At 60.5% G+C, this 12613-nt stretch carries 8 protein-coding genes; 2 read left to right on the forward strand and 6 right to left on the reverse strand.

What is annotated here, in order from left to right; genetic code table 11:
• A complete protein-coding gene (locus tag ASC85_RS01980; RefSeq protein WP_057448028.1) occupies positions 1 to 1011 on the reverse strand; it encodes a response regulator in 1011 nt (336 codons plus the stop codon).
• A 354-nt stretch (positions 1012 to 1365) separates the two neighbouring features.
• Here ASC85_RS01980 and ASC85_RS01985 point away from each other — a divergent pair, with 354 nt between their 5' ends.
• Complete coding sequence (locus tag ASC85_RS01985; RefSeq protein ID WP_057448029.1) at positions 1366 to 3738, forward strand: putative bifunctional diguanylate cyclase/phosphodiesterase; 2373 nt, start codon at positions 1366 to 1368, stop codon at positions 3736 to 3738.
• Between the two features lie 183 nt (positions 3739 to 3921).
• On the opposite strand, the gene ASC85_RS01990 is transcribed toward ASC85_RS01985, so the two are convergent.
• The 4 genes from ASC85_RS01990 to ASC85_RS02005 form a co-directional block, all read right to left on the reverse strand.
• On the reverse strand, positions 3922 to 4359 hold the full coding sequence (locus tag ASC85_RS01990) for a substrate-binding domain-containing protein (RefSeq protein WP_057448030.1): 438 nt from the start codon (positions 4357 to 4359) through the stop codon (positions 3922 to 3924).
• Positions 4360 to 4370: 11 nt separating this feature from the next.
• Positions 4371 to 5609, reverse strand: a complete 1239-nt coding sequence (locus ASC85_RS01995; protein ID WP_057448031.1) for a porin — start codon at positions 5607 to 5609, stop codon at positions 4371 to 4373.
• Positions 5610 to 5697: 88 nt separating this feature from the next.
• Entirely contained in the window at positions 5698 to 7560 is a 1863-nt protein-coding gene (locus ASC85_RS02000; RefSeq protein ID WP_057448032.1) for an ATP-binding protein, read from the reverse strand.
• A gap of 408 nt (positions 7561 to 7968) precedes the next feature.
• Positions 7969 to 9672, reverse strand: coding sequence for an ABC transporter ATP-binding protein/permease (locus ASC85_RS02005; RefSeq protein ID WP_057448033.1), 1704 nt, complete (start codon positions 9670 to 9672; stop codon positions 7969 to 7971).
• A 199-nt stretch (positions 9673 to 9871) separates the two neighbouring features.
• On the opposite strand from ASC85_RS02005, the gene fhuF reads away from it, so the two are divergent.
• Positions 9872 to 10552 carry a siderophore-iron reductase FhuF gene (fhuF, locus tag ASC85_RS02010; RefSeq protein WP_082534289.1) on the forward strand — a complete coding sequence of 227 codons (681 nt, stop codon included), beginning with the start codon at positions 9872 to 9874 and terminating at the stop codon, positions 10550 to 10552.
• A gap of 413 nt (positions 10553 to 10965) precedes the next feature.
• Here fhuF and ASC85_RS02015 read toward each other — a convergent pair whose 3' ends face one another.
• Complete coding sequence (locus tag ASC85_RS02015) at positions 10966 to 12612, reverse strand: cyclic peptide export ABC transporter (protein ID WP_057448034.1); 1647 nt, start codon at positions 12610 to 12612, stop codon at positions 10966 to 10968.
• Position 12613: the final 1 nt, after the last annotated feature.

Consider the following 12613-nt stretch of genomic DNA (forward strand, 5'->3'; position numbering starts at 1 on the left):
TCAGCTCATCAGATAGGCGAGTTTGTGGGTCAACCGTTCGATGGAGTCTTCCGTGAACAGCAGCAACAGGTCGAAGCGAATATCATGCCCTTCCAGGCTGTAGCTGATTTCCACCGCCAGGGTCTTTTTCCAGTGCTTGCGGTTGACCTGGATCAGATCCTCGATGGCTGCGTGCTGGCCGAGGATTTGCGGATGGCCCTGGGAAAACACCACATCGATCTGTTCGGCAATGCTGCTCAGGCACGCACCGATCAAGACGCTGGAAAGGTCCAGCAACATTTCCAGGTCCGAATAATCGGCGCTCTCGCGCTGCATCAATTGCGCGATGTCGGCGATTTCCGAGTCATGGAATATCAGCAGGGCTTCGCCGGCGATGCCGCTGCCGATGAAACCCTGGCAGATGGCCGTGAGTTGCTGGGAGCTGCCGACGTCGTTGAGCGCCATATGCAGTTCCCCGACCTCGAGAATGTTCACGTTCGGCACCGGCAACTGCACAAAGACCCCCAATACCTTGGCGATCAGGGCCGCTGCCCGGCCAATGGCAACGTTGACCGTCTCGCGGAACACATCGTGAAAGCTGATGGCCGCGTTCGTGGCCGAACGATTCTGCAGCGGCACCTGGCCGGATTGGGTCAGTAGCCCCACCCGGATGAGGGTCTGGCGCAGTTCGTTTTCGTCGAAAGGCTTTTTCAGGAACGCCAACGCGCCCAGCTCAAGCACGCGGCGCACCGCCTCGTCCTGGACGTCACCGGAAATCACGATGACTTGCGCCTGCAATCCCTCGGCGCGCAAGGCGCTCAACACCTGGTAGCCATCCATCTCCGGCATGGTCAGGTCGAGCAGCACCACTTGCCCCAGGCCTTGGCGTATGGCGTCCATGGCCTGGCGCCCGTTGACCGCCTCGGTGACCGAAACCGGCCAGTCTGTTGGCAACGCGCGCAACACCTGTTTGCGCGCCATGTTGGAGTCGTCACACACAACCAGGGGAATCAACGGCACAGGGGCATCCATTGGCGTTCAATGGCAGGGGAGGTCCTACGTACATCATTCATAGGCTGGCAGGGGCCCTTTGATTAACGAACGGGATTTATCAGGCATTGCGTCCTGCATGAAAGACCCGCAGGACACTGTTGTATTAAAAACTGGACCAATAAGTCAGGGGAGTCAACTGCACTTCGTCATTACAACCAGCGCAAAGCCACGGACGACGTGCCGATTGGCAGTGGCAGACGCAGTTTGTGGTCTATAGTTTTCTGTAGGTCCGGAACCCTTCAGTGTCGGCGATCAGGAACCACGGACGCCTCGCAACGTTGCCGCGTTGGATACCCGCAGGCCGTCAGCAGTGAACAATGCAGGGAGCACACCATGGCGATCCAACGGGCGAGTGTACTGACGTCGGCCCAGGATGTTGCCCCTCGTGAAAACGCCCTGTCCGATGCGGCGAGCGATCTGTTTCGGCGCCGCTTCGACCAGGTCAAGGAAGCCTACATTCTGTTCCCGCTGCTGGCGGTTCTGCTGCTGTCGATCATCTGGGCAGGCACCCTGTACCTGATCAAGTTCGAACAGGCCCGCGCGCAGCGGGGCATCGCCGAGGCGAGCCTGGAAATCGGCGCCACCTACGAAGCGCAGATCCTGCGGGCGGTGCGTGAAATCGACCAGACCCTCAAGCTCGTCAAGTACACCTACGAGTCCGAGCGCGAGCCAAACCCTTTGCCCAAGCTCAAGGCACGCGCCTTGCTGCCTTCACCCTACTTGTTTGATGTCAGCGTGGTCGATGCCAGTGGCCTGGTCGTTGCCAGCACCCAGTCGAACGAGGTCGGAAACCGGATCGCCAAGGATGAGCTGCAAACGGTGGGGCGTGACACTGCACTGTCGATCAGCCGCCCGTGGAAAAGCCCGGCGACGGGGGAGTGGAAATTGCGTTTCAGCCGGCGGCTCGACACGGGGGATGGCGCATTCGCCGGGATTGCCATGGTCGAAGTCGATGCGGCCTATTTTGTCAGCAGTTATGACACCTCGAAGCTTGGCAATCAGGGCTTGCTCGGTCTGCTGGGCATCGACGGCGTCTTTCGGGCACGGCGCAGCGGCGAAGCGATATCGGCGGGCGACGAGGTCGATTACGCCGCCGTGGTGCCAGACATTGAAAACGCTGAAGCCGTACGCTTGATCAACGGGCCGGACGGTGTGCGGCGCTATATCAGCGCCCGTCAGCTCTACGATTTTCCGCTGGCGGTGATTGTCGGCTTATCCGAAGAAGAACAGCTGGCCACGGTGAAGCGGCAAGCGCGCACCTACCTCTGGCGGACCGCGGGCGGCAGCCTGTTGCTGGTGTTGTTGGCGGGGCTGCTTGCCCGGATGAGCTGGCAACTGCTGCAAAGCCGCCTGCGCGCTGGCGAAGCGAAAATTGCCTACGCCGAAAATGTCGAGTACCTGGCCTATCACGACGGCCTTACGGCGTTGCCCAATCGCAGTCTGTTCAGCAAGCTGTTGAGCCAGAGCATCGGCGAGGCGAGTCGTTATCATCGGCAACTGGCGGTACTGTTCCTTGACCTCGACCGCTTCAAGCAAGTCAACGATACGCTTGGACACGATGCCGGCGATCAATTGCTCAAGGAAGTCGCACTGCGACTCAATACGTGTCTGCGCACCAGCGATACGGTGGCTCGATTGGGCGGCGACGAATTCGTGATCCTGCTGCCGGAGCTGTCCGATGACAAGGACGTGGCAACCACAGCCCAGAAAATCCTGGGCACCATCGCCCGACCTTTCAACCTCCAGGGCCAGGAGTTCCGGGTGACCGCCAGCGTCGGCATCAGTGTCTTCCCACAGGATGGCCTGGACGAGCAGACACTCAAGAAAAACGCCGATATCGCGATGTACCAGGCCAAGCAACGTGGCAAGAACAACTTCCAGTTCTACTCCGCGAAGCTGAACGCGGACTCACTGGAACGGCTGACGCTGGAGTTGAGCTTGCGCCACGCGCTGGAGCGCCACGAGTTCCAGCTTCACTACCAGGCCAAGCGAGATATCGGCAGTGGCCGCATTACCGGCATGGAAGCGCTCCTGCGCTGGAATCATCCGGACCTGGGTGTCGTGGCACCGATGCAGTTCATCCCCGTCGCGGAAGAGACCGGTTTGATCGTGCCGATCGGCAAGTGGGTACTCAAGACCGCCTGCCAGCAAAACGTGGCCTGGCAGCAACAGGGGTTGCCGCACTTGGGAATCGCCGTGAACCTCACGGCACGGCAGTTTGCCGATGAGAACCTGCTCACGGACCTGGCTGAGATATTGGCCGAAACCGGTATGGATGCACGTCTGCTGGAGCTGGAGATCGCCGAGAGCCTGCTCATGCAGGACGTCAAGAGAGCGTTGAGCGTGTTGACCGGGCTCAAGCACCTGAAGGTCCGCATCGCCATCGATGATTTCGGCATTGGCTATTCTTCGCTCTCTGCCCTCGAGCAGTTTCCGCTCGACGTCATCAAGATCGACCGCTCGTGTATCTGCGATACCAGCAGCGTGTCGGAGGACAAAGCCTTGACCGAGGCCATTATCGCCATGGGCCGGACGCTCAGCCTGACTGTGGTGGCCCAAGGCGTGGAAACCAAGGAACAGGCCGATTTCCTGCGCGACAATGCCTGCGACGAGTTCCAGGGCTTCTACTTCAACAAACCGGTTCCCGCCGATCAGTTCAAGGTATTGCTGCAAGCCCAGGCGGCTGACACGGATCTCGATACGTAAAGGTCCGTACTCATTGTGGCGAGGGGATTTATCCCCGTTGGGTCGCGAAGCGGCCCCAACAGTGCCGATTCAATTTACTAGGCAAACTGGGATTTCAGATTTTAGGGCTGCTGCTCAGCCCAGCGGGGATAAATCCCCTCGCCACAGATTCATCTGCTTTCTCAAGTGAACGGCGTTACGTGCTTATTGCGGGTCAAGCGGCAGCGCCCTGACGCTGCCATCCACCTCCCTAGCATCGATATAGCCAATGGTGCCAGGGTTCTCTGCGACACGCTTCTTGACCTCCGCACTGCTTGAAACAGCCTGGGGCGGTTGGCCTCTGCCGGTAAAGATGATTTTCGACCAGTGCGCCTTGAGCTGGGAAGCAGACTTGCCTGTGAACGTTGTGTAGAACTCATCGCGGGTCGGCGAGTCTTCCGTCAGATCAATGGGAATTGCCTGTCCGCCGTCGGGGAAGCGACTGGTCTTGCCGAGGAAAATATCCGACACCTGATTACGCGCGAGCGCTTTCACCGGGCTGGACGTGGCGACGACCACGACCACGTCGGCCTTGACGGCAGCGCTGGCTGCGCACATGGCGAGTCCCGCTGCGGCGAATCCGATGAGCCTCACAAACCACATGGCCCGCTCCATCAGAATACAAAATCGACAGCTAGGCTGATGACGTTGAATGAGCCCCCAGGCTCGAAGTCCGATTGGGGGTTGATCAACGGACCGACCGAGTTGCCCTTGAAACGTGTGTGATCGTATTGCAGCTTGGCGTCCATGTTTTTGGTGAAATCCCAGCGCACGCCCAGGGAAAGGGTCTGCTGGCCTTCGTTTGAGCCCAGGACCGAGTTGAGCGCACCGTTGAGCTGCGCGGCAGTACCCGCCAGTTCCGGTGGCAAGGCCGATGTCGTCAAGCCCGGGCTGGAGACTTCTGTTTCGGTCTTGGACCGAGCGTAGGTGACATAGGGGGTGAACGCTTCAATGCGGTACCCGCCGCTGATGTACCAGGCGCTGGTCCTGCCTAGACCGGAACGGCTATTGAGGCGCCCCCATTCGCTCATGACGAACCAGTCACCCGGATCATAGCTGGCGCCTGCTCCAAGGAATTCGACGGGCGTGTGATCGGAGTCGTAGCGATCGGCGATGGCGATGCCTTCTGCACCAAACTCCCTGAACGTATCGAAGAGTGAGTTGAACTGCTCCAGGGTCAGGTCGGCTTTCATGAAGGTGATGCGCGTGGTCAGGACGCCGAACTCAGTGGTGTTGGTGATCCCCCAGAAATTTCTCGCCAATGCTTTGCCAGCGCCGTCAGGCTGTCGGCTGTCGGTCTGACCGTAGTGAGCCTGCACGGTATCGGTGATTTCATCGATATTAAACCGGTAGCTGCCATCGATGCCGTCGCTGCTGGAAATCGGTACCAGGCTATAGACCTCCATGGGCGCCCGCACCCAGGGCAGGGTGTAGCCCACTTTTCGAGTGTCGGAGACCAGGAAAGTCGGTAATACGGTACGACCAATGCGTGCGTTGAAGTCCGGTGTGAACTGGTACTTGATGTTGGCCCACTCGACAAAGGGCCGGTAGCTGTTGTCGTAGCGCTGCTCTGAAATGACCTGCACCACGGCCGACAGCTGCGGGGTAAACGTAGCGGTCAGCTGGGCGCCGATCAGGCTGTCGACGTCGGCGCTCCAGTTGCGTGAATGACCGGCGCCGTTGGGTTTGAAGATACTGGAGGTGAAGTCGGCTTTTTTCTCGCTGGAGTGGACGATCCCCACCGTGCCGAAGCTGCTCAGCGAGAACATCGACGTATCGGCTGCGTCGGCGCTGGCCCCGCCGGCATACAGCGTCACGACGGCCAGGGCCAGGGTATTGGGTCTTGTCGCCATAGGGTCAACGTGACCTCGTTGCATGGATCGCCATTCGTCTGTTCCTTGTAACGTTGGCTGAAGCTGCGTGAAACCACCGAAGCGTAGCTTAGATCGCCAATTTGAGCGTAAAGGTCGCCCCTGTTCCCGGCCCATCGCTGTGGGCTTCCAACGAACCGCCCATCTCCATGGCCGCCAGGACGCAGCTGTGCAGACCAAAACCATGACCATCCTTGCGTGTGGTAAAGCCGTGGGCAAAGATCCGTGTCAGGTTCTCGGTCGCGATGCCTTCGCCATTGTCGATGACCTTGATCACCAGGGTGTCTCCTGGGTGCAGCTCACTCTGAAGGATGATTTGATGGGCAAGCTCCGGCTTGTCATCCATCGCCCTGCTGGCATTTTTTATCAAATTGACCAGGATCAGCAGCACCCGGTGCTTGTCCAACAGCAGCAAGGGTGTTTCGGCAAAGTTTCGCACCACGGTTATCTGGCGCGCTGCGATGATGCCGGCGTTCATGCGCAGGGCATCCTCGATCAGTTCCTTTATCTGCACGGTTTCGGCAATGGTGGAGGTGCCCGCATACGATTGCTGGGCGGAAACGATTTCCTTGATGTGATCAACGCTTTTAGTCAGTTGGCCGAGTTCCTCGGTCATGCTCTGTTGCTCGATTGCAAGCGCGTCCACCAGTTGGTTCAGGTAGCCGGGCAGCAGCTTGCCTTTTTCGTCATGGGAGATGAAGTCGCCAAGATCCTCGGCATGCTCGTTCATCATTTGCACCGCCTTGCCGAGCCCCAGGGCCTTGCTGGTGCGCAGCTTGCGGGTGACCAGGTCGGCGGAGATATTCACGCTGTTGAGCACATTGCCCACGTTGTGCAGGACGTTGGTGGCGATTTCGGCCATGCCGGCCTGGCGGGCGGCCGCGGCCAGTTGCGTCTGGGCTTCGGCGGCGCGCAAACGGCTTTGCGCCAGTTGCCAGCTCATCCGGGCGAGCAGGCTCACCAACAGCACCAGCACCAGGCTGCCGCCCGCGGCGCGCCAGAGATAGGTACGCGCTTGCTGGTTCACCGCGGCCAGTTGCTCTTGCTCGGACAAGCCGACAATCACCGCCAACGGAAAGTCATAGAGCTGGCGGGCACTGGTGTAGCGCCGCACCCCGTCCCATCCATTGACCGAGAGCACGGCCTCGGTGTTTTCGGCGTCTGGCACCACGGCGCTGTAATCGACTGTATCGCCGGCCAGTACCATTTCCCCGGTGCGCCGTACGCGGAAGATGCCGTCGGTGCCAAGGAGTCCCAGCGCACCCTGGTCGCCGAGTTTCGAGGCGTCGTAGCTGCTGACGAAATAGGCCGCATCGACCTCGACCCTGGCGATCCCGGAAAGCCTGCCATCCGTCGCGTCGAGTCGCCGGCTGAAGCGCAGGCGCCATTCCCCGGTGACCGGGCTTTTCCACGGATGGCTGATGGACAGTGAGTCGCTATGGCGCAGCGTTTGCTGCTCATCCGGGTCAGCGATGTTTTCCCGGTCGTTGACCCGCGTGCTCGCCACGAGCCTGCCGTCCGGGTTGACCACACTGACGTCAAATACCAAGGCCGGCGGCAACAAGGCCCGTTCCTGGAGCCGACGCAGGGGATTGGGCTCACCCTCGGCTTCGTAGGTGTATTTGACCAGCTTGAGGGTTTGATCGATTTCGTGAATGGCGCGCAACATTTGCGCTTCGTAGGTGGCGCCCATCTCCAGGCTTGCCGTCGCGGCGCTCTGCTGCGCGCGGGCATGTTCAATCTTGATCAGGTACAGGGTCGCGGTCCAGATGGCCAGCAACAGCAGCGCGGCCAGCAACGGGAACAGAATGTAGGCTTCCTTGGCCTGGTCGAAGCCGAACCGAAACACGCCGGCCTCGGTGTCGCCATCAATCGCTGCATGATGGGCAGGGCCAGGGGCCAACCTCAGTGTCTCAGGCCGCTGGATCGGCATGGTGTGCTCCCTGCATTATTCACTACCGAAGGCTGGTGGGCATCCGACATGGTTACGGCTCGAGGGGGTGTTGCTCCTATGGCCCGAGCGAAACTCTGGATCTGTCAGGAACTATAGACCACAAAACCTGCATGCCAGTATGTGAACAGGGATGTTGTGTCGCGCAGGAAGGGGGGCTTGTTTTCGCTGGACTCTGTAGGAGCTGGCGAAGCCTGCGATCTTTTGATCTTGATCTTGATCTTGATCTTGATCTTGATCTTGATCTTGATCTTGATCTTGATCTTGATCTGATCTTTCGCTCTCGACTCAATTGATCTTGGAAAGATCGCAGCCTCGTTTCACTCGACAGCTCCTACGCTCCTACGTTCCTACGTTCCTACGTTCCTACGTTCCTACGCTTCTACGCTCTTACACCGCTTGTCTGACCTTGCGATGCACCCACTGCGCCTCGTCCCGCAATTCAAGGACTTGCCAATGGAAGTGCTCCAGGGAGGCGCTGTGCCCGACACTGATCAGGATCGTGTCCGGTAGCGTTTGCTTGAGCAGTTGATAGCAGCGCGCTTCGTTTGCCGCATCCAGCGCCGAGCTGCTCTCGTCGAGAAACAGCACCGCAGGGCGGGTCAGCAGGGCCCGGACGAATGCACAGCGTTGCTGTTCGCCGACGCTGAGGGTCTGCGCCCAGTCCCGTTCCTGCTCCAACTGATCGGCCAGGTGTTGCAGGCCGACTTGCTCCATGATCAGGCGCAGCGCCGCATCTTCTTCGCGGCGGGGCGGTTTGGGGTACCACAGCGCCTCGCGCAGGCTGCCCAACGGCAGGTAGGGTTTTTGCGAAAGTGTCAGGGCGCGCTCACGGTCATAGCTACTTGAACCGCGAGCGTGATGCCAAAGCCCGGTAATCGTGCGGATCAGCGTCGATTTGCCGTAGCCGGACGGCGCGCTGATCATTAGGCTGTCGCCGGGCTTGAGGGAAAGGTTGAAGCCTTTGAACAATGGCCGGCCGTTCGGCAGCCAGATGTCCAGGTCCTTGATGTCGAGGCCGCTGGCCTGTTGCTCGTGCCTGACCTGGGACTTGACCTCGACGTTATCCAGGCGCTCCTGGAAACCGACCAGCCGGTCGATCACCGACTTCCATTCCGACAGTTCCGGGAACACGCTTACCAGGTAGGCGATGGCCGCGTGCACTTCGCCGAAGGCCGCGCTTATTTGTGTCAGGCGGCCGAGGGGAAAGGCGCCGGCAAAGAACTGTGGGGCCATGATGAACATCGGGATGACCGTCGCGCTGCGCAAGTAGAAGGTCGAGTAGCCCATGATCAGCTTCTGTTTCTTCACCAGCGCCCAGAAGTTCTCCAGCGCCGCCTCCAGGCGATGGTTGAAGCGTTCGTTCTCCACGACTTCGCCCCGGTATTGCGCCACCGAGTCAGCATTCTCCCGCAGGCGAATGAGCGAGAAGCGAAAATCCGCCTCACGCCGCTGTTGCATGAAATTGAGGCTGGGCAGCGCGCGGCCCAGCCAGAAGGCCAAGCCGGTGCCCGCCAGCGCATACACCAGGGCGACCCACACCAGCAGCCCCGGAATGACTATCGATTGGTCGTTGAACGGCACGCTGACGAGGCTGGAGGCCTGCCAGAGGATATGCAGGAAGGAAAACAGCGACACCACCGACGTCAACAGGCCCAGGCTCAACTTCAGCGACTTGACGATAAACAGGTCGATGTCCTCGGCGATCCGCTGATCGGGGTTGTCGACGTCGGTCTCGGTCTGCTTCAGCTTCTGGTAGCGCTGGCTGCCCAGCCATTGATCGAGCATGTTGCGGGTCGCCCAGCGCCGCCAGCGGATGGTCAGCTTTTGCTGGAAGTGGAATGCGCCCACGGTAAAGGCGGCCGTGCCGATCTGCAGCAGGATGAATTGCAGGCTGCCGATCAGGAAACCGTGATAGTCCAAGGCCTGCAAGGCGTTATAGAAGTGCAGGTTCCAGAAATTGGTGAGGATATTGACGCCGACCAGGCACAGGGTCATCAGCACGGTGGCCAACAGCAGCAACAGGGCCGGGTACTTTTCCTCGGAGGCCCAGAAAGGCCGCGCGAGACGCCAGAAATTACGAAGTGTGTGCATGTGGTCTTGGTAAGCCTGGTCGCTAACGACGTTGAGTTTGCAGGGGCGGGAGGATAGGATCAGCCAATGCTAATCGTTTGCATTAATTAGGGAAAGCCACGGGAGCCCCGTTATCGAATTTCCAGAATGGCTTAACCAGGCCTGGCCGCCGATACAGCGGGTTATCCGGCAGGCACCTGGCGACCAGCCTGCCATCGCGTTGAGCCAGCTTGCCGACCCTGCCGTACTGCAACCCTTGCTGAGCCGGTTTGCCCTGCGTTACCCGGGGGTGAACCGCGCCGCCGTGGTCTCGCAGTGGTCGATGAACTACATGAGCATTGTCCTGCCGGCCACCCTGGCCTGCGTGTTGACGCGTCACTGCGCCATCGAGTTCTGGGGCGAGGACGCGCTGCTGCACGATGACGGTCAACCTGCGGCACTGGGCCTGGCTACCGGGTTGTCGGCCTTGGGCGCGGATGATCGTGCCGCGTACTGGTCGCGATTGATCCACGAGCACCTGGCGCCGCTGTTCAGCACCTTGGCCGCCGCCGGTGGCCTGGCCCCGAAGATATTGTGGGGCAACTTCGTCGCTATCTGGGACGGTGCGTTCGCCAGGCTGGACCCCGACCTGTCCAGGGACGGCTTCGCCGAGGCGCACCAGTGGCTGGAACACGTCACGGTGAACAACGGACGCTTGAGGCTGCGAGGCCTGCAGCGCATGGTCGAATCACCGGCGCCGCAGATTTGCCCGTGCTTGCCCCTGCGCCGGCATTGCTGCCTGCATTACCAGTTGCATGAGCCGGTCGAAGGCCAACCGCCAGTGCTCTGCGAATCCTGCCCCAAGCTGCACCGCCTGCCGGTGGCAGAGCAGGTGAGCTACCTGCATTACATCTATGGGTAGGGGGGAGCGCGTCCACAATGCCTGCGTTCGGCCATCGTGGTTAACGGGGCGCCCGAGATCAACGTCCACGCCGAGGCGGCCTTATAGCCGACCTGGCTCTCCCGGTCATACACCCATCAGAACTGTGGGAGCAAAGCTTGCTCGCGATGGCGGTAGCTCAGTCACATGGATGTTGGGTTTGCTGGCCTCATCGCGAGCAAGCTTTGCTCCCACAGGTGATCTTGGGTGTTCATGAGTTCTGTGTTCACTGCGGCCCATTGTGGGAGCGAGCCAGCTCGCGATAGCCGTGGCGCAGTCACATAGATGCTGGACATGCCCCGCTTTCGCTTTGCTTTAGATCTTGATCTGGACGCCCCGTTAAACCACGATGGCCGAACAAGTGAACAGCATTACCCACAATGTTCAGGGCCTCCTCAAGACAGCATTTCGGCCACCGGCATCGCATCAGTCTGCGGGGCGACTTCGCTGAGCTTGCCATGTTCGATGCGGATCAGCCGGTCGGCCAGGCCGAAGTAGGCGTCGTCATGGGAAATGACGATCAGTAATTTACCGCGCTCGCGCAGGTCCGGCAGGATCCGGGTGTAGAAAAAGTGCTTGAACACCGGGTCCTGGTCGGCGGCCCATTCGTCGAACAGATAGCAGGGGCGATCATCCAGGTACGCGCTGAGCAGCGCCAGGCGCTTGCGTTGCCCGGTGGACAGCGCCAGCGTCGTCAGCTTGCCTTCCTCGATTTTCACCTTGTGGTCCAGTTGCAAGTGCACCAGGTAGTCCTGCGCCTGTTTCACCAGGTGCGGATCGTCGCCATCGAACAGGTTTTCGAACAGGCAGAAGTCGGTAAAGATCGCCGAGAAGTGCTGCCGGTAATGGTGGTTGTCATTGCTCGAAGACACTTGCTCGTCGAGCATGATGTCGCCGCTTTCCGGCCGGTATAGCCCGGTCAGTAACAGCGCCAGGGTGGTCTTGCCGCTGCCGTTGCCGCCGGTGATGAACACCACTTCGCCGGCATTGAGGGAGAGGTCGATGGGGCCCAGGGTGAAATGACCGTCCTCGCGCTCGCGGTAATAGGTGTGGGTGACCTGGCGGCACACCAGGCTGCGAACCTGGGTCGGCGAGATCGTGTCGAGGGCCTCGTCGGCGGTTTGCATCTCGCCTTCCAGGGCGCGGATCTTGTTCAGCGCCACGCTGGCCCGGCCGAGGGTCGGCAAGGCGTGCATCAGTTCCGACAGCGGCGTGATCATGTAGAGGATCGCCAGGATATAGCCGGTGACCAGGCTCACGCCCAGGTCGATGAAATGCGGCGCGGCGAACAGCACCACGCCGATCAGCATGTAGAACACCGCATTGCCCCAGTTCAGGACCAGGGCGTAGATGCTCATGCCCCGGACAAAATCGCGGCGATATTGCTGGCTCACCGGTATCAGCAGGCGGGTGAAGAAGTGCTGCCGGCGCGGATGGTTGAGTTGCAGTTCCTTGCTGCCATCGGTGAGCAGGCGGTATTGATTGAACAACTGGTCCTTGAGCTCGCGAGCGCGGGAAATCGAGGTCAGTGCCCGGCGTTGCGGCCAGTGAAAGCTCAGGCTACCGAGGGCGATCAGCAGCAGCGTCAGGCCCAGCAGCGGCATGCTGAGCCAGCCCAGGTAGCCCAGGCATGCGACGATGATCCCGACGTTGACCAGCAGGATCGGCACCAACTCCACAGCCTGGCTGATGGTTTGCGTATCGTCGGTGAGCATCGCCAGCAGGCGATGTTTGCCCAGGCGCTGCAATTGCGCGTAGGGCGTGTCGATCAGCTTGGCGCTCAGGTGCAGGCGCATGTCGTTGACCGCGGCCTGGCCCAGGCGCAGCAGGCTGATGTCGGAGATTATCCGCGACACCGCGACCAACACCACCAGGCCGGCGAAGAGCAGGCCATCCACTGGGCGCAGCTTATCGAACACCTCCAGGCTGTGGTTGATGTTGGCGATCAGGCCGGCCGCCGCGAGGCCGCAGGTCAGCCCCGTCAGGGTCGCCACCAGCAGCGCGCGCCATGAGCGTTTAGCCATGAGTAACAGCAGATCCATT

This window comes from Pseudomonas sp. Root401 (assembly GCF_001425105.1).
In the GTDB taxonomy this organism is placed as follows: Bacteria; Pseudomonadota; Gammaproteobacteria; order Pseudomonadales; family Pseudomonadaceae; genus Aquipseudomonas; species Aquipseudomonas brassicacearum.

Coding starts and splice junctions, on each gene's coding strand:
- ASC85_RS01980 (WP_057448028.1), bottom strand. CDS start 1,011: ATGGATGCCCCTGTGCCGTTGATTCCCCTGGTTGTGTGTGACGACTCC.
- ASC85_RS01985 (WP_057448029.1), top strand. CDS start 1,366: ATGGCGATCCAACGGGCGAGTGTACTGACGTCGGCCCAGGATGTTGCC.
- ASC85_RS01990 (WP_057448030.1), bottom strand. CDS start 4,359: ATGTGGTTTGTGAGGCTCATCGGATTCGCCGCAGCGGGACTCGCCATG.
- ASC85_RS01995 (WP_057448031.1), bottom strand. CDS start 5,609: ATGGCGACAAGACCCAATACCCTGGCCCTGGCCGTCGTGACGCTGTAT.
- ASC85_RS02000 (WP_057448032.1), bottom strand. CDS start 7,560: ATGCCGATCCAGCGGCCTGAGACACTGAGGTTGGCCCCTGGCCCTGCC.
- ASC85_RS02005 (WP_057448033.1), bottom strand. CDS start 9,672: ATGCACACACTTCGTAATTTCTGGCGTCTCGCGCGGCCTTTCTGGGCC.
- ASC85_RS02015 (WP_057448034.1), bottom strand. CDS start 12,612: ATGGATCTGCTGTTACTCATGGCTAAACGCTCATGGCGCGCGCTGCTG.